This is a genomic window from Calothrix sp. FACHB-168 (genome assembly GCF_963889195.1).
Classification (GTDB): domain Bacteria; phylum Cyanobacteriota; class Cyanobacteriia; order Cyanobacteriales; family Nostocaceae; genus Aulosira; species Aulosira anomala_A.
In genome coordinates, this window is record NZ_CAWPNJ010000001.1 from 78,500 (window position 1) to 99,460 (window position 20,961).

Annotated in this window: 17 protein-coding genes; 10 read left to right on the forward strand and 7 right to left on the reverse strand. The window is 42.4% G+C overall.

The genetic code is table 11. From position 1 onward, the window contains the following. The first annotated feature begins 252 nt into the window (after positions 1 to 252). From pstS to pstB, 4 genes are all read left to right on the forward strand, one after another. Positions 253 to 1,431, forward strand: a complete 1,179-nt coding sequence (gene pstS, locus AACW45_RS00360; RefSeq protein WP_190626551.1) for a phosphate ABC transporter substrate-binding protein PstS — start codon at positions 253 to 255, stop codon at positions 1,429 to 1,431. A 201-nt stretch (positions 1,432 to 1,632) separates the two neighbouring features. Then, a complete protein-coding gene (pstC, locus tag AACW45_RS00365; RefSeq protein WP_190626553.1) occupies positions 1,633 to 2,583 on the forward strand; it encodes a phosphate ABC transporter permease subunit PstC in 951 nt (316 codons plus the stop codon). A gap of 19 nt (positions 2,584 to 2,602) precedes the next feature. Further along, positions 2,603 to 3,487 (forward strand): phosphate ABC transporter permease PstA, encoded by an 885-nt coding sequence (gene pstA, locus AACW45_RS00370; RefSeq protein ID WP_190626554.1) that lies wholly within the window; start codon positions 2,603 to 2,605, stop codon positions 3,485 to 3,487. A gap of 54 nt (positions 3,488 to 3,541) precedes the next feature. Next, positions 3,542 to 4,348, forward strand: a complete 807-nt coding sequence (gene pstB, locus AACW45_RS00375) for a phosphate ABC transporter ATP-binding protein PstB (protein WP_190626556.1) — start codon at positions 3,542 to 3,544, stop codon at positions 4,346 to 4,348. 361 nt (positions 4,349 to 4,709) lie between these two features. Here the strand turns inward: pstB and AACW45_RS00380 are convergent, their stop codons facing one another. From AACW45_RS00380 to grpE, 6 genes are all read right to left on the reverse strand, one after another. Then, positions 4,710 to 6,299 (reverse strand): glycoside hydrolase family 57 protein, encoded by a 1,590-nt coding sequence (locus tag AACW45_RS00380; protein WP_190626558.1) that lies wholly within the window; start codon positions 6,297 to 6,299, stop codon positions 4,710 to 4,712. A gap of 333 nt (positions 6,300 to 6,632) precedes the next feature. Further along, on the reverse strand, positions 6,633 to 7,754 hold the full coding sequence (rsgA, locus tag AACW45_RS00385) for a small ribosomal subunit biogenesis GTPase RsgA (RefSeq protein ID WP_190626560.1): 1,122 nt from the start codon (positions 7,752 to 7,754) through the stop codon (positions 6,633 to 6,635). Then, complete coding sequence (locus AACW45_RS00390) at positions 7,751 to 8,008, reverse strand: sulfurtransferase TusA family protein (protein WP_096644151.1); 258 nt, start codon at positions 8,006 to 8,008, stop codon at positions 7,751 to 7,753. Before AACW45_RS00390 ends, rsgA begins: the two co-directional genes overlap by 4 nt. Beyond that, positions 8,008 to 9,135: a molecular chaperone DnaJ gene (dnaJ, locus tag AACW45_RS00395; RefSeq protein ID WP_096644152.1), complete on the reverse strand. Its 1,128-nt coding sequence runs from the start codon at positions 9,133 to 9,135 to the stop codon at positions 8,008 to 8,010. Before dnaJ ends, AACW45_RS00390 begins: the two co-directional genes overlap by 1 nt. A gap of 743 nt (positions 9,136 to 9,878) precedes the next feature. Then, positions 9,879 to 11,837: a molecular chaperone DnaK gene (dnaK, locus tag AACW45_RS00400; protein ID WP_190626563.1), complete on the reverse strand. Its 1,959-nt coding sequence runs from the start codon at positions 11,835 to 11,837 to the stop codon at positions 9,879 to 9,881. 285 nt (positions 11,838 to 12,122) lie between these two features. Then, positions 12,123 to 12,860, reverse strand: a complete 738-nt coding sequence (grpE, locus tag AACW45_RS00405) for a nucleotide exchange factor GrpE (protein ID WP_190626565.1) — start codon at positions 12,858 to 12,860, stop codon at positions 12,123 to 12,125. 485 nt (positions 12,861 to 13,345) lie between these two features. On the opposite strand from grpE, the gene AACW45_RS00410 reads away from it, so the two are divergent. The 4 genes from AACW45_RS00410 to AACW45_RS00425 all read left to right on the forward strand — a co-directional run bounded on the left by AACW45_RS00410 (position 13,346) and on the right by AACW45_RS00425 (position 18,617). After that, the gene (locus tag AACW45_RS00410; protein ID WP_190626566.1) at positions 13,346 to 15,358 is read left to right on the forward strand and encodes a GspE/PulE family protein; all 2,013 of its coding nucleotides are present in this window, start codon (positions 13,346 to 13,348) and stop codon (positions 15,356 to 15,358) included. Between the two features lie 130 nt (positions 15,359 to 15,488). Beyond that, positions 15,489 to 16,604, forward strand: coding sequence for a type IV pilus twitching motility protein PilT (locus AACW45_RS00415; protein WP_190626568.1), 1,116 nt, complete (start codon positions 15,489 to 15,491; stop codon positions 16,602 to 16,604). A 144-nt stretch (positions 16,605 to 16,748) separates the two neighbouring features. Beyond that, positions 16,749 to 17,969 (forward strand): type II secretion system F family protein, encoded by a 1,221-nt coding sequence (locus tag AACW45_RS00420; RefSeq protein WP_190626570.1) that lies wholly within the window; start codon positions 16,749 to 16,751, stop codon positions 17,967 to 17,969. 90 nt (positions 17,970 to 18,059) lie between these two features. After that, positions 18,060 to 18,617, forward strand: a complete 558-nt coding sequence (locus AACW45_RS00425) for a hypothetical protein (protein WP_190626572.1) — start codon at positions 18,060 to 18,062, stop codon at positions 18,615 to 18,617. Between the two features lie 143 nt (positions 18,618 to 18,760). Here AACW45_RS00425 and bioU read toward each other — a convergent pair whose 3' ends face one another. Further along, complete coding sequence (gene bioU / locus AACW45_RS00430; RefSeq protein WP_190626574.1) at positions 18,761 to 19,783, reverse strand: (S)-8-amino-7-oxononanoate synthase BioU; 1,023 nt, start codon at positions 19,781 to 19,783, stop codon at positions 18,761 to 18,763. A 281-nt stretch (positions 19,784 to 20,064) separates the two neighbouring features. On the opposite strand from bioU, the gene AACW45_RS00435 reads away from it, so the two are divergent. Both AACW45_RS00435 and AACW45_RS00440 read left to right on the forward strand, forming a co-directional pair. Then, positions 20,065 to 20,325 carry an AbrB/MazE/SpoVT family DNA-binding domain-containing protein gene (locus AACW45_RS00435; protein ID WP_190626576.1) on the forward strand — a complete coding sequence of 87 codons (261 nt, stop codon included), beginning with the start codon at positions 20,065 to 20,067 and terminating at the stop codon, positions 20,323 to 20,325. Further along, positions 20,319 to 20,642 (forward strand): type II toxin-antitoxin system PemK/MazF family toxin, encoded by a 324-nt coding sequence (locus AACW45_RS00440; protein ID WP_199330848.1) that lies wholly within the window; start codon positions 20,319 to 20,321, stop codon positions 20,640 to 20,642. Before AACW45_RS00435 ends, AACW45_RS00440 begins: the two co-directional genes overlap by 7 nt. The last annotated feature ends 319 nt before the right edge of the window (positions 20,643 to 20,961 follow it).

A 20,961-nucleotide genomic window follows, 5' to 3' on the forward strand; every position in this document is an offset into this window, starting at 1 on the left:
TTTGTCATAGCACCAACCATCACAGAACTAGAGATTGTTTTCTACATCTAGAATACATAAATTACTTAAGTATTATTTTGTTGCTTTAAGCACTATGTATAAATTTTAGCTTAAGTTACAAAACTACCAAATATAAAATTTACCAAAAAAAGACAAATTTTTGGAGTTTGTTAACCTCTTTTTTACCCTCAAGGTGACATTTTAGAGGTATCGTAGAATCGCTAACTTGGAAGTTGACGAAAACTGACACCAATGCTTTCATACTTAAGTGTGCGAACAAATACTTCAATAGTTAAAACACTATCAGTATTAGCACTGACAATTGGCTTAACTGCTTGTGGCGGACAACAAGCTCCAGAGAATACAGGGACTAAAGAGACACCTAGTAGTGCTACAGATACTACTGCTTCTAACCCTAGTAAAAAATTAGATCTGGGTGGCAACATTTCCTTAACAGGTGCTGGTGCATCTTTTCCTGCACCTCTGTATGCAAGTTGGTTTACAGATTTGAATAAAAAATATCCCAACTTGCAAGTTAACTATCAATCGGTTGGTAGCGGCGCTGGTGTTGAGCAATTTATCAAAGGCACTGTAGATTTCGGTGCTAGCGATGTGGCAATGAAAGATGAGGAAATTCAAAAGGTAGATAAAGGTGTAATTTTACTACCTGTGACCGCAGGTAGCATTGTTCTTGCCTACAATTTACCTGATGTTCCTACACTCAATCTGCCACGAGCCGTTTACACTGACATTCTCTTAGGCAAAATCAAATCTTGGGATGATCCTCTAATTGCTAAGGCTAACCCTGATGCCAAACTGCCTAAACAGCCAATTACAGTTGTTTATCGTTCTGATGGTAGCGGTACTACAGGTGTGTTTACAAAACATCTGAGCGCTATCAGCCCAGAGTGGAAAACAAAAGTTGGTGATGGTAAGAGTGTAAAATGGCCAGTAGGTGTTGGCGCTAAGGGTAATGAAGGCGTTACAGCCCAAATTCAACAAACTCAAGGTGCAATTGGCTACATTGAGTATGGCTACGCCAAACAAAATCAACTCAATGTTGCAGCTTTAGAAAATAAAGGCGGTAAATTTATTACACCTACCGATCAGTCCGCATCTAAAACTCTGGAATCCGTAACCCTACCAGCAGATCTTCGCGCTTTCATTACAGATCCAGAAGGTGCAGATTCCTATCCTGTAGTTACATATACCTGGATTTTGGCTTACAAAAAATATGATGATGCGGCAAAAGGTAAGGCAATGGAAGCCTTAATCGAGTACGCTTTAACTGATGGTCAAAAACTTGCTACCGAACTAGGGTATGTACCTTTACCTCAAAATGTGATTACAAAGGTAGCTGCTGCTGCCGATCAAATCACTCCCGATTATAAGATTGCTGTTGGCGGTGCTACTAGCGCTAGCAGTAAATAGGCTTTTTGATAACAAAAGTCAAAAGTCAAAGGATGGGGAGCTATTAAGTCAATTAAGTGTTAACTAATTGCTAGATTTGTCGCTTTGTCGCTCCCATCTGAAAATATAAATTTCAGGTTCAATGTTTTACCTGGCGACAATTCTATTCAGTCTGGTTCTCTTCCACATTTTTCTTGAGCTAACTTTTTCCAGTCAGTATACATGGCTATAAATACACACAATCTGCCATCAGTCATCAAAAATCGCTCAGAAGTAGAAAAATCCCTAGATCGGAGCTTTATTTGGCTGACGCGGATTTTTGCGATATCCATTGCGGCTACCTTATTGTGGATTACAATGCAGGTAGCCATTGGTGCTTGGCCGGCTATCCAAACTTTTGGTGTCAGCTTTTTAGCTCATAGCAGTTGGAATCCGGTGAATGATGAATATGGAGTTCTACCGCAAGTTTATGGAACTTTAGTAAGTTCTTTCATTGGTTTGCTGTTAGCCGTACCTATTGGTGTTGGTACTGCTGTTTTATTGAGTGAAGATTTTTTGCCATCAAAAGTCAGATTGGTATTGGTATTTTTGGTAGAATTGCTCGCAGCTATTCCTAGCGTTGTCTATGGCATCTGGGGCATTTTCGTTTTAGTACCGATTGTCACCAATTTAGGAAAATGGCTCCATAGTTCCTTGGGTTTTTTACCAATCTTTAGTACTGTACCTACAGGGCCAGGAATGCTACCGGCTGGAGTAATCCTCGCAATTATGACTTTACCCATTATCACAGCCATATCGCGAGATGCTTTGATTTCAATTCCTCCGACTTTGCGTCAAGCATCTGTGGGATTAGGTGCGACTCGTTGGGAAACAATTTTTCAAGTTTTAATACCAGCAGCGTTTTCTGGGATAGTTAGTGCTGTGATGCTAGCACTAGGGCGAGCTATGGGAGAAACGATGGCTGTAACAATGTTAATTGGTAACTCTAACAATATTAGTCTTTCGTTTTTAGCACCAGCCAATACAATTTCTTCTCTACTAGCAAATCAATTTTCCGAAGCTAGCGGTTTGCAAGTAGCAGCTTTAATGTATGCAGCTTTAGTGTTGTTTGTGTTAACGCTCATAGTCAATATATTTGCAGAATTGATTGTGATGCGCATGAAGCGAATTTAGGGTAGTTGTGGGTTGAATTATGACTTCTAGTAGTTATCCAGAAAGCAGCCTAATACGCGCCCCTATGTCTCAGAGGACGCTGTTTAATACAGTGATGACTGTTTTAGCATTTACTTGTGGCATATTGGCTCTGCTACCATTGCTGGCAGTTTTGTCTTATGTGATAATCCAAGGTTTTAGCAGTCTTAGTCCTAGTATATTTACTGAACTACCACCGGCACCATTGCGCAAAGGCGGCGGCTTTGGTAATGCGATTTTAGGCACGCTAATGATGGTAGGAATTGGGGCATTCATTAGCATTCCCTTTGGAGTTTTAGCAGCAATTTATTTGACAGAATTTAGTTCTGGTAAAATAGCAAGAGTAGTACGATTTGCAACTAATATCCTAAGTGGAGTACCCTCTATTATTGCTGGGGTGTTTGCCTATGGGATTGTAGTTTTAACTTTAGTAAAACTAAACTTAGGTTCTTACTCAGCGATAGGTGGTGGTTTTGCACTATCCATTTTAATGCTGCCAATTATTGTCCGTACTACTGATGAAGCTTTGCAGTTAGTACCACAAGATTTGCGACAAGCATCTTTGGGTTTAGGTGCAACTAAATTCCAAACGGTAACGCAAGTAGTGTTACCCGCAGCTTTACCAGCAATTGTTACTGGAACAACTTTAGCGATCGCTCGCGCATCTGGAGAAACGGCTCCTTTATTGTTTACCGCTTTATTCTCTCAGTTTTGGCCGAATGGGCTATTTAAACCCACAGCCTCTCTGGCTGTATTGGTTTATAACTTCGCCATTACCCCGTTTAAAAACTTACAGTCACTAGCTTGGGCAGCTTCTCTGATTTTGGTGTTAATGGTACTGATAACCAGTATCATCGCCCGTTGGGCAACTCGCCAGAAAGCTTAGTGCAACATCGTTTTCTGGGCATATTATTACCCCCAAACTTACACTAGACTATTTATGGCTTCTAACATTAGCACAGTGAATGGTACCGAAACTGTATTACGTACAGAAAACCTAAATATTTACTATGGCAATTTCCTAGCTGTGCGGGATATTTGGCTAGATATACCGAAAAACAGAGTTACAGCCTTTATCGGCCCTTCTGGTTGTGGTAAAAGTACCTTACTCAGATGCTATAACCGTCTCAATGACCTGATTGAAACTTTTCGGGCAGAAGGTAAAGTTTATTATTACGATAAAAACCTATACGCCCCTGACATCGATCCAGTAGAGGTGCGTCGCCGGATTGGAATGGTATTTCAAAAGCCAAATCCATTTCCCAAATCAATTTATGACAATATCGCTTTTGGAGCCAAAATAAATGGTTACAGAGGTAATATGGATGAATTGGTGGAGAAAAGTTTGCGTCAAGCGGCTTTATGGGATGAAGTAAAAGACAAACTGCGCCAAAGTGGTTTATCTTTATCTGGTGGACAACAACAGCGTTTATGTATTGCTAGAGCGATCGCAGTTCAACCAGAAATTATCTTAATGGATGAACCATGCTCTGCGCTCGATCCAATTTCGACTCTGCGGATTGAAGAATTGATTCATGAGTTAAAAGAGCAATATACCATTGTCATCGTTACCCACAATATGCAACAAGCGGCGCGGGTTTCTGATATGACAGCTTTCTTTAACGTCCAACGCTCAGAAAAAGGTGGTCGTAGTGGTTACTTGGTAGAATATGATGCTACCGAATCAATCTTTAACAATCCTAAGCAGGAAGATACCAGAGATTATGTAAGCGGCAGATTTGGTTAAATATCCGGACTACAACCATCTGCGATCGCCATTTCCATGAAAACCTAAAAACCTGATGTGCGCCTGTGAATGTTAACAGCCGCACATTGTTTTTGGTGTGTGGAAAAGCAAAAGCAAATATAGGACTTACGCAGTGTCAGATATTTTTCATGCTTTTTGTCAATGGTCAATAGTCCATAGTCCAAAAACTTGAATTTTGACCATTGACTTTTGACTTTTGACTACCCTTGTGAGGGTTTTTGTGTTCGGTGCGTCAGTCCTAAAATACCTCAAGTTTTGCCAAGAAAATTAGGGTAGGTATTACCCACCCTAAAATGTTTACCTCTATGGAGTTGGTTGTAAACTTAATGACAAAAACTGATTACAAAGGACGATAAACGCGGTAGTTGATATTGGGGAAGATATTATCCATCAACTCAATTTTTTCTAACCAACCGCTATCAACTTTGCCGATTTTGACATCTTCGTAGAGTTTATTGAACCGCATTAAGTGCGATCGCGTTCTTCTTACAGCATAGGGTACCATTGTCCCCGTCCGCATGATAAATGCCCAGTCGGAAGATTGTGCTAATAGTAACTCCCTTGCGGCTTGGTTTAAAGCTTTCCATTGCAATTCATCTTCTGGTTCTATATGGGAGATTTCAATCATCCGTTCCGCAGCTTTGTGCAAATGGGGGTAAATCCATGCATTTGTGTCGTTTAACCAATATTCATGGAATCCTTTGTAACCCCAACTCGATTGGGAAGGACGACATACTTGCTGAGTTGGCTGTTCGCGTAAATAATCAGCTAAATGAGTCATGGCATAGGTTTTTTGGTCATACCATGATTTACGGAACAGATAATCAATAAACCAGGGGCCTTCATACCACCAATGTCCAAATAATTCAGCATCGTAGGGTGAAACGATAATCGGCGGACGCTGCATTATACCATGTAAATGTTCAGCTTGCCGTTCCCGATTATACATGAAATTAGCCGCATGTTCTGCTGCTTTTTCCTTTGCCCAGTAAGGGTCATACAGTGCTTTATCGGAAAGTCCTAAGCCCCGCCCGGTAATTTTATGATACTTAATGCCAGTATTTTTACGCTGCCCGTTAGGCATGATGTAGGGCTTGATGTACTCATATTCTGCTTCCCAGCCCAAATCTTTGTAAAACTCGCGGTATTCTGCTGCACCAGGATAGCCCACCTCAGAAGACCATACCTGTTGCGAAGATTCATGATCGCGTCCAAAAGCAGCTACACCAGTTTCGCTAAAAATGGGGGCATAGGTACCGAAACGGGGACGAGGACGGGCGTAAAGGATACCATGACCGTCAGTCAGGAAGTAACGCAAGCCTGCATCGGTCAGCATCCGTTCTAAACCTTCATAGTAAGCACATTCAGGCAACCAAATGCCTCTGGGTGCTTGACCAAAAGTTTCTTCGTAATGTTCGCAAGCTACCTGAATTTGTGCCCAAACAGCTTCGGGATACATTTTCATCAGTGGTAGGTAGCCGTGAGTAGCACCACAAGTAATAATTTCCAGGTTGTTAGTATCCTGGAACTGCTTAAATGCTGTTACTAAATCGCCCTTGTAATGTTCCCATACCTGACGCGCTTCGTTAAACTCCGTAGCATAATGTTCTGCTAAATACTTAAGATGCCCATTGTGGACATTCCGTTCAGCCTCTAGTTCAATTAGTTCTTCTAGCTTGGCTAAATGTGCATCATAGCGTTCTTGTAATAGAGGATCGCGGAGCATTGATACCAAAGGTGGTGTCATGCTCATCGTGATTTTAAAATCGATGCCGTCTCGCTTTAGTCCTTCAAATACTTTCAATAAGGGAATATAAGTTTCTGTAATGGCTTCATATAGCCATTCTTCCTCCAACACATAATCACTTTCTGGGTGACGAACGAAGGGTAGATGTGCATGGAGAACAAGCGCGACGTAGCCTATAGCCATAATTATTCTGGGGTGGTACGTGTAAATTGAAGGTCGAGAGGTGTTTGGCAGAAATTAACAATATTTTAAGACTTTATTGGGATTGTGACATTAGTTAATGTTTTTTTCCTCAATAAATATTCTTCCACAGCAGAAATGAGCTGCTGTAGGGCGATCGCTAACATAAACTTTGCACAAAAGTTTTTGGGCTTTTTAGCGAGTAAATAAAACCCTGAAGCCGAAAACTAAATTCCTGACTACGCAGACTACCAAAATCGGAATATTTGGTGTAAAAAAGTATAGGTAATAAGATAATTGAGGATCTCTGTTAGCGTTACCAGCTTTATTATCCGCTTATTCTTCACTATCTTGATACAAATCTTGCAAAGCTTGGAGTTGAGTTTTGCGAGCTACACGACGATATTTTTTACTTTCTAACTTTGGTTCGTACTGAGCCTGACCTTTACCTTTAGTTTTTAACTTTAAGGTAGATTCAGGATCTGCTTGCTGATGGCGTTGAGTTTGATAGGCGATCGCATCTACTAAAAATTCGAGATAATGCTCATAGCGTTCCCAGTCTCCCCGCACCACACAATCAGGCTCATCTCGATGCAGACAATCGCTAAAGCGACAGCTACCAGTAGCTAACCGCTCTCTGGCTTCAGGGAAATAATAAACTAATTCTTCGGGAGTACAATCGAGGTCTGGTTGGTTAAAACCTGGAGTATCTGCGAGTAAACCTTTGCTAGGTAATTCAAATAATTCTACATGGCGGGTAGTGTGACGACCGCGCGCTAATTTCCCTGAAACCTCACCGACGCGCAAATTTACATCGGGAACTAGGGAATTAATAAGACTAGATTTGCCAACTCCAGACGGGCCAGCAATTACAGTAATTCTCTGATTTAAGTAATGAGATATTTGGTCAATATTTATACTATTTTGCACGCTAATAAATAGCGGTTGATAACCCCAAGCTAGCAAGCGATCGCTAATTTGCTGTTGCATTTGTGGCGAGATTAAATCGCTTTTATTCAGGCATAAAACCACATCTAAGCCTGTAGATTCCGCCTTCACCAAAAAGCGACTTAATTGGTAGGCTTCCAGAGGTGGATCGGCAACAGCGAAGACGAGGAGAATTTGGTTGACATTGGCAATTGGCGGACGATCTAACTGAGTTTGCCGGGGTAGGACATCAGCGATCGCACCGCGTCCCCCAGCCCAATCTGGTTCTTCAATGACGACGCGATCGCCCACCATTACCTGTTGACCAATTTTTTTCAAGCGCGTTCTGCGGGTGCATAGGAGCATAGGGGGAGTGGAAGACGCAGAAATTGTTGGTGATAAATTCTCTGCGTCATTATTTTCCTGGGGTTCCTTGTCTGTGATATCCAACTGGACTTGATAAAAATTAGCTTGTACAGCTAGCACTGTACCTAATAACTGTCCAGTGGTGAAATTAACTGTTCCTGTCATTGGGCGATCGCAGGACGGCGTACTAACAAGGAAAAATAACCAGTGCAATCTGCAATTTGTTCTACCTGATAGCCTGCCATAGACAAGCTATCAGGAACCTGCTCAATTGGTTCGCCAGGATCTAGCCACACTTCTAGCAAACTTCCCGGTGGCATTTTTTCCAAACGTAACTTTGTCCGCACAAAATTAATCGGGCAAGGAGTACCGCGCAAATCCAATTGAGCGTCAGGAGATGAGAGAGAAGATACAGTCATTACTTAAACAGATTACCCAAGAATCCTTCTAGACCGCCCTTACCAGTGCGCTCTCCCTTAATTTTAGCTAGCTTCTCTAACAATTCTCTCTCCTCTGGGGTAACCTTGTTAGGAATATCAATCAGCACCGTCAGCAAATGGTCGCCACGGCTCACAGGATTACCTAAGCGCGGAACACCACGATTTTCTAATTTCATCACTGTATTGGGTTGAGTACCTGCGGGAATGATTAATTCCACCGGGCCATCAACTGTCTCTACTTCCAAACGACAGCCTAAAATTGCTTGCAGGTAACTAATTTTGATTTCTGAGAGAATGTTAATGCCGTCACGCTGAAATTCTGCATCTTCATTCACAAATAAGTAGACGTACAAGTCTCCGGGAGGGCCGCCTCTTTGACCTGCATCTCCTTCTTGAGAAATGCGCAGACGAGTACCGTTATCTACACCAGCCGGAATCGTAATTTTCAGCTTCTTGGTGATTTGATTTGTGCCTTTACCCTCACAGGCATCACATTTATCTTCAATCACCATTCCCGTACCATTACAGGTAGGACAAGTAGAAACTTGGGTAAAACTACCAAAGGGCGTTCTGGTAACCCGGCGGACTTGACCGGAACCGCTACAAGTTGAACAAGTGCGTGGGCGAGTACCTGGTTTCGCACCAGAACCGCTACAAACATCACAGGTTTCTAGATGGGAAATGCGAATTTCCTTTTCACCACCAAATACCGCTTCCCGAAAATCTAACTTCAGGTCTAATCGCAGGTCGTCACCCCGCACCGGGCCGCTACGTCTTCTTTGAGTCGGGCCGCCCATTCCCCCAGCAAAGCCACTGAAAATGCTCTCAAAAATATCGGCAAAGCCGCCCATATCGCCCATATCTTGAAAGCCAGACGCCGCCGCACCAGAGACACCAGCCTCCCCAAAACGGTTGTAACGCTCTCTCATTTCTGGCTCGGAAAGCACTTCATAAGCGCGGTTAATTTCCTTGAACCGCTCCTCTGCTCCCGGTTCTTTGTTCACATCTGGGTGATACTTCCGGGCTAATCGGCGGTAAGCTTGTTTGATTTCTTCTTTGTCGGCGTCACGAGAGACACCCAGAATTTCATAATAGTCGCGGGCCATATAGCAAAGGTAAAAGTTAGAAGGAAGAAAGCACAAGAGCCACTGTGTCCTTAGAGATTTTCCAGCTTGTACAAGCTTGGTAGGATGTGGCGTGGTAGAAAATAGAGGGCAAAAGGTAGTAGTTAAATTTTGTTAATAATTGATTTTACCTTTTCCCCTTTACAAAAATCACCAGCAAGTATTGAGCAACAAGTACTTTGCTCACCAGAGACGATAAAAGTTACGGAAAGGACGAGCAAAGCAGAACCCTGCTCTGACTTCTCACTACCTAAGGCTGTCTCTTTTACAATTGTGCTACGTAGGTAAGGAAAAACCCGCCCATCCACCAGAGGGGCTAGCCGCACTATTAGGTGTGGAAAACCCCCCTAAGAGCGTTTTTGTATCTGTGCTGGGATGTATCTAGCCCACGGCAATTTGTTTCTACAATCTAGCAAAATTAGAGATGAGGAACTAGGGATAGGGATCTAGGGACAAGGAAAGACTTAATCGCTAATTCCTCATACCAATCCCTAAAACCTCATATCCCAGCCCTTAATACTAAATTACGCCTGATGCGAATTAGAAACACCTTTTATCCCATCAATTTTTCTAGATGTGCCCAAAATAATGATTTTGGGACTACCAACCAAATTACAAGAGTTTCAAAACTTAATTCACAATGAACGTAAATTCTTAATTCTTAATTTTTTAATTATCTGTCGCCAATTCTCTGTCGCCAATTTCCTGTCGCCAATTTCCAATCTCTAATCTATGGCTTCATAATCAGCCTGTGCAGTATTTTCTTCATCGAAATCAAAGTTAAATTGTGGTATCAGTGTTCCACTAATTGGTTGTTCTGGTTCTGAAACCACTTCTTGTTGGGCAACTTTTGGTTCTTCCCCAGCTTGAGTGTTAGCACGGTTGTAGACGTTAGCACCGATAGCAAAAAGAGTTTTTTGGAAGTCGTCCAAGTTCTGCTGGAATTCCTGTAGAGAAATTTGAGAGTTAGTCATGGCTGCTTGCAGTTGTTTGACTTTCTCATTAGCCAAATTTTTCATTTCTTCGGGAATGAACTCACCATTATCCTTTAAAGTCGATTCGTAGCTAAAGAATAGATTTTCAGCCTGATTTTTCAGTTCAACTAGTTCTTTACGCCTTCTATCATCTTCAGCAAACACTTCAGCAGCCTGGCGCATCCTCTCAACTTCTTGACTAGTTAAACCACCAGTATTGGTAATTCTGATACTCTGCTCTCTACCTGTGCCTTTGTCTTGGGCAGAAACTTTGAGGATACCATTAACATCGATATCAAAAGCAACTTCAATTTGGGGCACACCACGGGGTGCTGGCGGGATTCCTGCTAGCAAGAACTTACCGAGACTTTTGTTATCTCGTGCCATTGCTCGTTCACCTTGCAGGACATGTATTTCTACTGAAGTTTGTCCATCAACGGCTGTAGAAAAAATTTGCCCTTTACTGGTAGGAATTGTGGTGTTACGTTCGATGATTTTGGTAAATACCTCACCCAAGGTTTCAATCCCTAAAGATAGAGGAATGACATCCAATAACAAAAGATTATCAACTTCTCCGCCCATCACCCCAGCTTGAATCGCCGCACCAAGAGCTACTGCTTCATCGGGGTTAACGGAGCGATCGGGGGTTTTCCCGTTGAAAAACTTGATCAAGGCGTTTTGGACTGCAGGAATGCGAGTAGAACCACCAACCAAAATAATCCGATCGATGTCTTGTGCTTTGCACTCGGCATCTTTCATCGCTTGAGTCATCGGTTCGATGGTGGCTACGACTAAATGTCCTGTAAGTTCTTCAAATTTTGAGCGGGTAAGTTCTAGTTCTAGATGTTTGGGGCCTGTTTCATCGGCAGTGATAAAAGGCAAGTTAATCGAGGTACTCAGCATACTCGAAAGTTCAATTTTTGCCTTTTCTGCAGCTTCGCGCAGGCGCTGCAATGCCATTTTATCTTGTGACAGGTCTATCTTCTCTTGTTCTAGGAAACCTTCAATGATCCAGCGCAATACACAGTCATCAAAGTCATCGCCGCCTAGCTGATTATTACCATTAGTCGCCTTAACTTCAAAAACCCCATCTCCTAGTTGCAGGATGGATACGTCAAAAGTGCCACCTCCCAAGTCAAAGACAAGAATTAGCTGCTCTTGGTCTTGTTTATCTAAACCAAAGGCTAAAGCTGCGGCTGTAGGTTCATTAATGATTCTTAAAACTTCTAGCCCAGCAATTGTCCCAGCGTCTTTAGTTGCTTGTCTTTGAGCATCGGTGAAATAAGCTGGTACGGTAATTACTGCCTGATCTACAATTTCGCCCAAGAAATTCTCTGCATCCTGCTTCAGCTTTTGCAGGATCATAGAAGATATTTCTTGGGGTGTATAGTTACGTCCGCGAATTTGTACATCCACGGTATCATCTCGACCTTTCACACAGGTATAAGGCGATCGCTCGCGTTCTGCTGCTGTTTCTTCCCAACGACGACCGATAAATCTTTTGATACTAAAGACTGTGTTTTCCGCATTAGTCACGGCTTGCCGCTTGGCTAGCTGACCGACCAAGCGATCGCCCCCCTTGCCAAATCCTACAATACTTGGAGTTGTGCGCCCACCTTCGGAATTAGCAATTACAACTGCTTTCCCACCTTCCAAAACAGCGACGCAACTATTAGTAGTGCCTAAATCGATTCCTATAACTTTTCCCATACAATTCAGTATTATTACGGATTTTTGTAGCTACAAATCTCTGCGGACTATGCGGACTATCTTATTTGATTTTTTTGTGACAGACAAATACTGATGGAAATATTGATGAGAGATAGAGTCTGAGGCATCAAGCTTGGGGAATTTGTTTCCCTATCGGATAATTTCCTCGTCTCCCTTTCTCCTATCCGATCCATCAGTTAGTATCTTTATTTGCACTTCAGCTCAGTGTTGCTCGCCCTGACAAAAACCAAGGCACTTTTGGTCAGTGAGGCGAGCAACTACAGTTTATGAGTTAGCCGGACTCGACTGATCGTCTGGTGCTGGTGCATCTTCTTTAGGCGCAGCTACTTTCACCATTGCATGGCGCAGTATGCGATCGCCCAAGTAATAACCACGTACTAACTCTTCTAACACTGTTCCTTCTGGATGTTCATCCGTAGGTTCGCGCATTACCGCTTCATGGAGATTGGGGTCGAATTCTTGACCTTCAGGACGCATGGGGGAGACACCAAGACGTTTTAAGCAATCGACTAATTGTTTGTAAACGCCTTGGTAGCTTTTATGAATAGTCATTTCACCATCGGTTTGTGGTTTGAGATGCGATCGCGCCCGCTCAAAGTTATCGACTACTGGTAATAATTCCGTAATCGTGTTGCGCTTCACCTGCACTTCTAAATCTTCTTTTTCTTTTTGATTACGTTTACGGTAATTCTCAAAATCTGCCGCAATGCGCATATATTGATTGCCGCGTTCTTCTAATTGCGCTTTGAGTGACTCGATTTGTTGAGTCAATTCTCCTAAAGCTGCTGTATTCGGTTCAACTTTCTCAGTCGCTGCGGCAGAATTTTCTGATGTAGATGCAGTTCCCGATAGATTATCTTGCGCTACTGGCTCAGTTACTTCGCTGCCAGAGTCGTTGGGGTTCATTTCGACTGGGGAGTCACTCTTCATTGCTTGCTTTACCTCTGTGGGTTCACCCAATTGTTGGCTTGTATTGTTTACCTGTTTATTTTCGTCTATCATTGTCCACTCATCCCAGATACTATTTACGGCATTACACCACATCTAGCAACCGTTGGGATTTACGGCTGATGAATGCGGCGAATTTTTTGCCAAATTTTCTAGGAAGTGATGTCACTGTCCTATTATTGTGACAAATAGCCAACGTCTTAGCGTAGACCTTCTAAGGGCGGTAACCCGAACGGATTTAGTAGCTTTAGCAGTACATCCAGAGAATGAGTGGTAATGAATATTTTTTGTCCTTAATTTTGAGATACAAGTATTGTTTTTAACATAAAAATACTGAAAAGAAAATTTTTAGCTTGCGCAAAAGCTATAGTGCTGCTGTTGCGGATCGAGTATAGATGGCTTCTGCTGGATTGGTGGTGCTGGATTTTTTCGGCAGCAAGGAAAATTTTTGTCAGGAATTTACTCAATGTCAATGAGAATTATCTGCCACAGCCTGGGAATACTTTATTCAGAGGTTTTTCCCTATTCATTGCTCAATTATGACTTACTCGTCCCCGCAACGGCGCAGTACCGCTCTCACTACCAAAACAGAGTTTTCGCCCTTTGGCAATAAGCTAGTGCAGTCTGGCTATGTTAATAGCGAACAGATGCGGCAGGCTTTAATTGAAAGCCGCAAATCCGGCACTCCGTTAACGGAGACGCTGGAGTCAATTACTGGGCGACAACTATCACCTGAGTTACTCAGACAATACAAGAAACAGCAGTTATTTGAACTCAAAATACTATACGGTGTTGAATTCCTCGATCCGGAAGTCAACCAGCTAGGTAATACGATGGTGGGGAAACTCATTGAAACCCTCATCCCGGTGGATATTTGTCGTCGCCATCGCTTAATCCCCCTCTCAAAACATGAAGACCAAAATCCACCCTGTGTTTTAGTGGCAATGGTCGATCCAGATAACCTGGAAGCTTCTGATGACCTGAATCGCATCTTGCGCCCCCAAGGTTTAGCTTTGCAGCGCATGGTAATTACCCAAGAGGACTACCAAAAGCTGATCAATCAATACCTAGATGAATTAGCTATCCGGCAAAAAAATCTAGAGCAAGAAAAGTTTACAGATATCAATCAGGATCTGGAAAATCTTAACAATCTCGATATAGATGATGCGCCGGATGAGATGGAAGCTGACTTAGGCGCAGCGATGAAGGGTGCAGAAGATGCGCCGGTGATCAATCTAGTTAATAGAATTTTGGCGAAAGCCTTACATGAGAAGGTTTCGGATATTCATATTGAACCACAGGAAGAAAACCTACGCATTCGCTTTCGTAAGGATGGGGTGCTGCGTGAAGCTTTCGATCCGCTACCGAAAAAAATCATTCCGGCGGTGACAGCTCGATTTAAAATCATCTCTAGCTTAGACATTGCCGAAAGACGTTTACCCCAAGACGGACGCATTCGCCGGATGTTTGAGGGACGTAAGGTGGATTTCCGAGTCAATACTCTACCCAGTCGCTATGGGGAAAAGGTTTGTCTGCGGATTTTGGATAACTCCTCCACACAACTGGGTTTGAATAAATTGATTACTGACCAGGAAACCTTAGATATTGTTAAGGACATGGTTAGTCGTCCCTTTGGGTTGATTTTGGTCACAGGCCCGACTGGTTCTGGTAAAACCACCTCGCTGTATTCAGCATTAGCCGAAAAGAACTCTCCGGGAATTAACATCAGTACAGTAGAAGACCCAGTTGAGTACAGTTTGCCAGGGATTACCCAGGTACAGGTAATTCGTGAAAAAGGGCTAGATTTTGCCACTGCTTTGCGGGCGTTTCTGCGACAAGACCCGGATGTGTTACTAGTGGGTGAAACTCGAGACAAGGAAACTGCGAAAACAGCGATTGAAGCAGCCTTAACAGGTCACTTAGTATTAACTACCTTACACACCAATGATGCCCCAGGCGCGATCGCTCGTTTGGGCGAAATGGGTATTGAACCTTTCATGGTTTCCAGTTCTTTGATTGGGGTATTAGCACAACGCTTGATGAGACGTGTTTGTCCTGATTGTCGTGTTCCCTATACTCCCACAACCGAAGAACTAGCGCGTTATGGTTTATCCGCTTCTCAAGAGGTGAATGTCACTTTTTACAAAGCTAACACCTTATCCAACGAAGCCCAAGCCGAAGCCAAAGCTAAAGGTCAGGTTTGCCCAACTTGTAGTGGTATTGGTTACAAAGGACGTTGTGGTGTTTACGAGGTCATGAGAATCACCGAAAACCTACAAACCCTGATTAACGAAGAAGCACCAACAGAACGCATTAAAGAAGTAGCTGTGGAAGAAGGAATGAAAACCTTGCTGGCTTACAGCTTGGATTTAGTTCGCCAAGGTTCCACCACCCTAGAAGAAGTTGAGCGGGTGACATTCACTGATACCGGTTTAGAAGCTGAATTAAAAGCTAAACGCAAGAGTGGATTAACATGTCGCACTTGTGACGCCACATTACAACCAGAATGGCTAGATTGTCCCTACTGTATGACACCGCGTTTTTCGGATTAGTCAATAGTCATTGGTTATTGCTTATTGGCGATCGCCTAAATATTTATGCACGAACAACAACTAACAATTGTACAGACGCGATTAATCGCATTTCTAGCAAATAACAACAACTAACTAGGGAAGTAAAACTATGGAAATGATGATTGAAGACTTGATGGAACAGATGATTGAAATGGGTGGTTCGGATATGCACTTATCCGCAGGTTTACCTCCCTATTTCCGCATCAGTGGCAAACTCACCCCCATAGGTGACGAGATATTAACTGCAGATCAGTGTCAGAGACTGATCTTTAGTATGCTCAACAATACCCAACGTAAAACTTTAGAGCAGACTTGGGAATTGGATTGTTCTTATGGGGTCAAGGGTTTGGCTCGTTTTCGCGTCAATGTTTATAAGGATCGTGGTTCCTATGCTGCATGTTTGCGGGCACTGAGTTCTAAAATTCCCAACTTTGATAAATTGGGGCTACCAGATGTAGTACGAGAAATGACAGAAAAGCCCAGAGGATTAATTTTGGTGACTGGGCCGACTGGTTCTGGTAAAACAACTACTCTCGCGGCCATGATTGACTTAATTAACCGCACCAAAGCCGAGCATATTTTGACAGTAGAAGACCCGATTGAATTTGTATATGAACCAATTAAAAGCTTGGTGCATCAGCGCCAACTTGGTGAAGATACCAAAAGTTTTGCTAATGCTTTGAAAGCAGCTTTGCGGGAAGATCCAGATATTATTCTGGTAGGGGAAATGCGAGATTTAGAAACAATTTCCTTAGCTATTTCGGCTGCGGAAACTGGACACTTAGTATTTGGTACCTTACACACTAGCTCTGCTGCTCAGACAGTTGACCGGATCATTGACGTTTTTCCCCATGAAAGACAAACTCAAGTGCGGGTACAATTATCTAACTCTTTAGTGGCAGTATTTAGCCAAACTTTAGTACCCAAGAAAAATCCTAAACCAGGTGAATATGGTCGGGTAATGGCACAAGAAATTATGATTATTACCCCGGCTATTTCTAACTTAATTCGTGAAGGGAAAACATCGCAAATTTACTCAGCAATTCAGACCGGCGGTAAATTGGGTATGCAAACTCTAGAAAAAGTTTTAGCCGATTTATATAAAGCTGGAACTATCTCCTTTGAAGCAGCGATGTCTAAGACTTCTAAACCGGATGAAATTCAACGTCTAATTGGTGGAGCGCCACCACAAGCTGCTGGTGCTGGGGCTAAAGCTCACCACTAATTAATGCACAAATCAGAGGGCAAAGGGCGTAAATGAGGCAGAGGAATCAGTTGCACAATAAATCAGAACTATTGCTGATTACATATTGCCTCTTTACCCTTAATTATTGACTATTGACTCTTGACTATTGTGAATTTATAGCCTATGCCTAACTATGTTGCCCGTGTTCGGGATGGACAAGGAAAATCCAGAACTGAAAAATTAACGGCTGAATCTCTGGCTCAAGCCCGTAATAATCTCAGAGATTTAGGTTTTGTGGTTCAAGACTTAAAAGAATCTCAAGGTGGATTCAGTTTTGATCTACAGAAATTTCAGAACTCAATGGTTAGCGTAACTGTTAAAGATAAAGCGGTTTTTTCGCGTCAATTTGCCGTTTTAACTAATGCAGGTGTCGCTATTGTGAGAAGTTTGGGTGTACTTGCAGAGCAGTGTAGCAATCCTAAATTAAAAGCGGCTTTAACTGACATTGGGAATGATGTCCAAACCGGTACAAATCTTTCCGATTCAATGCGAAAGCATCCTCAGTGCTTTGATAATTTATATGTCAGTATGGTGCAAGCTGGGGAAATTGGTGGTGTTCTCGATGAAGTTTTAAATCGTTTAGCTAAGTTATTAGAAGATGTTGCTCGGTTACAAAACCAAATTAAAGCAGCATTGTCCTATCCAGTTGTTGTAGGTGTTTTAGCAACTAGTATTTTCGTTGGGATGACGGTTTTTTTGATTCCCATTTTTGCCAAAATTTTTAAAGATATCGGTATAGAATTACCTGCTCTAACACAATTTTTGATGAATTGTAGTGAGGTATTACGCAGTTTTTGGTCGCTAGTAATTATTGCTGGATTTATAGGCTTGAAAATTGCCTATAACCAGTATTACAAAACCCCCGTTGGTAAACTGACTATGGATCGTGTTGCTTTGAAGATGCCTTTGTTTGGTGATTTGATTCAAAAAACCGCAGTTGCCCGCTTTAGCCGGACTTTTGGGGCGTTGACTCGTTCTGGCGTACCAATTCTAACTTGTTTAGAAATTGTTCGGGATACATCAGGTAACCAAATTGTGGCTAATGCTATAGATGCAGCCCGGATAGAAATTCAGCAAGGTGGGATGATTAGCGTTGCTTTGCAAAAAGAAGCAGTTTTTCCAGCTATGGCTATTCAGATGATTAGTATTGGTGAAGAAACTGGGGAATTAGATGGAATGTTAATGAAAGTTGCTGATTTCTATGAAGATGAAGTTGAGCAAGCTGTTAAAGCATTAACGAGTGTATTAGAACCACTGATGATTGTGGTTTTAGGGGGAATGGTGGGGACAATTTTGTTAGCAATGTATTTGCCGATGTTCAAAGTATTTGAAAAGATGGGCTAAAAAAAAGATTGTACAACAAAGTCGGAAGTATGAAATGTTTCTGCTTCCGACTTTATTATTGACTATTCATATTTTCGACTTTTTAAAAATATGCCTGTGCAAAAATCTGATTATGAAGCTACTTTAGCAGAGTATAGTCATCATCAAGCAGCGATCGCTTTATTAAAACAGTATCGACCATACTTAGAGATGATTCCCAGTCTGCGCCGTCCGCATGAAAGTGTGATCTCTATTCCATTACCTATTGTGCGTCTGCGTCAAACTGAAACCACACCTGCCCAAACAACTTGTGTACCTTGTGATATCGCTATATTAATGTGCGATCCAGAATGGAAAATTAAAACGGGAGCGGAGATTTTAATTTTTATTCATCGTCCCCATGAAGATTTTTCTGATTTATTAGGACGGTGGCGAAAGACTCAAGTTCTTCTTGATAGTAATTATGAGTGGTTAATGCCCGAACGCCACCATCATATTTTTAGTGAAGGGGCTAATTCTGTTTATCCTTTGTTTGTAGTCTTTAGCGAGACTTCCGAACGTATTCAACGGGGACTAATAGGTGCAGAACTACCCTTTATTATGCAAAAGCCAGAATGGGTAGATGAAGATGAAAACAGAAATGAAGAGGGGCTAGAGGCTAGGGGCTAGGAATTTTAGATTTTAGATTTTGGATTTTAGATTTAAACCTAATCCAAAATCGGAAATCCGTCTTGAAAAGTTCAGATCGCCGGAAGCCGGCGCTCCGACTTTTCGCAAAATCCAAAATTGAATTGCCCTATGCCCCATGCCCTTTATTTGACAAATTGCGGCATAATTTCAGCAGCAGTAAAGATTCCATAGATGCTGCGTTGGTGCAATTGCCGACCGGCTTTGAGATAACCAAAGGCAGGGCCGCAGACATTGGCTGCCATACTGGTTTCATCACCTAAAGTAAAGGTATGAGTGGAAATTTTACCTTCAAAGGTGCGTCCTGTAACTTTAACGTTGGTGCTGAGGGGTTTTTTAGGATTGCGCGTATCTACTACACCACCAACTGTGACGCGATCGCGTCCTACTATCCCTGCTACCTCTAGCATAATATCATCGGCGTGTTCCATGTTCTCTAAGGTCAGCACGCCATTAGTCTTATCTAGTAGGGCTTCTACTTCCGCATCACTCATTGCCCTAGCTGCTTCTACTGAATAACCAGGCATGTGTCCAATATCTTCACGAACGGTAGCGCGGTAAGCTTCCCAATTGGCAATTCCTACCCCAAAGGTAATTTCAACTTTGTGAATTTCGGCGTAGCTTTGGGCGGCTAAGGCGGCTGCGGCTGTTAATAATCCCGGTGTCGCGCCACATCCTGTCATGTAGGTGATACCTGCGGCTTGCAGTTCTGCTTTCATCGCCAGTAGTTGTTCAACTGCACTGGTGCGCTTAATTGCATCCACAAGTACCCCCTGCCAACCTGCGGCGATAAATTGTTTGGCAACAGAGGGAATAAAATCGTTGGGTAAATTGGGTAAAGCCAGAAAATACCCATCTACAGGTTGCTGAGTATCGATTAAATCTTGAATACTGTTGTTTGTTAAAGTCCCAACTGGCTCTAAATAACCCACCGAACCTTGAGATTGGTAGGTGGCAATACATTCTTTGATATCTAAACCTTCAGCAGCATAAGCAAAGCCTTTTTGATCTGCTACTGCTACTAAAATCATTTCCCGTTTACCAGCAAGTACCTTGGCGGCTGCTTGTCCGAGTCCGCCGAAACCCAGTACTCCTACTCGTATCGCTGGCGAAATATTAAGAGAATTTTTGACTGATTCTGGATTCATAGTCAATTTGTGGAGTTGAATCGAAAGCTTTGAGTAATCAGCATTTTAGCTGCTTGCTTGTGGCTGGTAATTCAAAGCTATAAAGGTTAATTATGCTTCATTATCCTGGTTTCTTCTCTAAGGAGATCAGTTTTTTCATCAGAAATTTTTCCTGAGAGATTTGGGGTAAAGGATGTTAGAGAAAAAATTTATGCCGCGATCGCTTTTTTGTTTGCTGTTGTTGAGAATTTATTAACTTGTATCTACAATGTAATTACCATTATTTCCAAAGTGACCTCAACATGGGCGCAGCTATTAGAACCAGAATAGTGAAAATCGGTAATTCTCAAGGTATTCGTATTCCTAAACCTCTGTTAGAGCAAAGTGGTATTAGTACAGAGGTGGAAATTGAGGTTCATGGCGATCGCTTAATTCTTCGTCCAGCACCACAATTACGAGTTGGGTGGGACGAAGCTTTTGCCGCAATGGCAGAACGGCACGATGATGTTCTCTTAGATGAGGTTAATACAACAGACTGGGATCGGACTGAATGGCAATGGTAGTCAAGCGTTTTGATGTGTTCCTTGTTAATCTCGATCCCACTATTGGCACTGAAATTAAGAAAACACTTCCCTGTGTAGTGATTTCACCAGACGAGATGAACCGTCATATTGCTACGGTCATTGTTGCACCTATGACTACAAAAGGTCAGCCATATCCCACAAGGATAGCTTGTCGCTTTCAAGACAAAGATGGGCAGATTGTTCTCGATCAAATTCGCACAGTAGATAAAACTCGATTAATTAATCGTCTCGGTACGATTAGTTCTGATGAGCAAAGAGCAGTTCTTGATATCTTGGCTGAGATGTTTGCCGATTGAAGAGGGTTAAAAGTCAAGGAATCGCCCTTTTTACTCGATAATTCATGTTCAAAGCTGCAACTTCCGTGTTCAGAACTTAAGCGATCGCCTTTTTTACTCGACAATTCTTGTTTAAAACTGCAACTTCCGAGTTCTGAGCCTGAACAATGGTGTTCGCCAGTCAAACATTCGCCTTTTTTGCTCGACAATTCATGTTCAAAGCTGCAACTTCCGTGTTCAGAACTTGAACGATGGTGTTCACAACTCGAATTGTCACTCTTTTTTCTCAAAAATTCATGTTCAAAGCTGTAACTGCCAAACTTTTCTTAGCTTCTGCCAT

Bases quoted from the DNA above. Each gene is read 5' to 3' on its own strand.
- AACW45_RS00420 (WP_190626570.1), top strand. From the start codon at position 16,749: ATGCCTAACTATGTTGCCCGTGTTCGGGATGGACAAGGAAAATCCAGA.
- dnaK (WP_190626563.1), bottom strand. From the start codon at position 11,837: ATGGGAAAAGTTATAGGAATCGATTTAGGCACTACTAATAGTTGCGTC.
- AACW45_RS00415 (WP_190626568.1), top strand. From the start codon at position 15,489: ATGGAAATGATGATTGAAGACTTGATGGAACAGATGATTGAAATGGGT.
- pstS (WP_190626551.1), top strand. From the start codon at position 253: ATGCTTTCATACTTAAGTGTGCGAACAAATACTTCAATAGTTAAAACA.
- pstA (WP_190626554.1), top strand. From the start codon at position 2,603: ATGACTTCTAGTAGTTATCCAGAAAGCAGCCTAATACGCGCCCCTATG.
- AACW45_RS00380 (WP_190626558.1), bottom strand. From the start codon at position 6,299: ATGGCTATAGGCTACGTCGCGCTTGTTCTCCATGCACATCTACCCTTC.
- grpE (WP_190626565.1), bottom strand. From the start codon at position 12,860: ATGATAGACGAAAATAAACAGGTAAACAATACAAGCCAACAATTGGGT.
- AACW45_RS00435 (WP_190626576.1), top strand. From the start codon at position 20,065: ATGGGCGCAGCTATTAGAACCAGAATAGTGAAAATCGGTAATTCTCAA.
- bioU (WP_190626574.1), bottom strand. From the start codon at position 19,783: ATGAATCCAGAATCAGTCAAAAATTCTCTTAATATTTCGCCAGCGATA.
- dnaJ (WP_096644152.1), bottom strand. From the start codon at position 9,135: ATGGCCCGCGACTATTATGAAATTCTGGGTGTCTCTCGTGACGCCGAC.
- AACW45_RS00425 (WP_190626572.1), top strand. From the start codon at position 18,060: ATGCCTGTGCAAAAATCTGATTATGAAGCTACTTTAGCAGAGTATAGT.
- pstB (WP_190626556.1), top strand. From the start codon at position 3,542: ATGGCTTCTAACATTAGCACAGTGAATGGTACCGAAACTGTATTACGT.
- AACW45_RS00410 (WP_190626566.1), top strand. From the start codon at position 13,346: ATGACTTACTCGTCCCCGCAACGGCGCAGTACCGCTCTCACTACCAAA.
- AACW45_RS00440 (WP_199330848.1), top strand. From the start codon at position 20,319: ATGGTAGTCAAGCGTTTTGATGTGTTCCTTGTTAATCTCGATCCCACT.
- rsgA (WP_190626560.1), bottom strand. From the start codon at position 7,754: ATGACAGGAACAGTTAATTTCACCACTGGACAGTTATTAGGTACAGTG.
- AACW45_RS00390 (WP_096644151.1), bottom strand. From the start codon at position 8,008: ATGACTGTATCTTCTCTCTCATCTCCTGACGCTCAATTGGATTTGCGC.
- pstC (WP_190626553.1), top strand. From the start codon at position 1,633: ATGGCTATAAATACACACAATCTGCCATCAGTCATCAAAAATCGCTCA.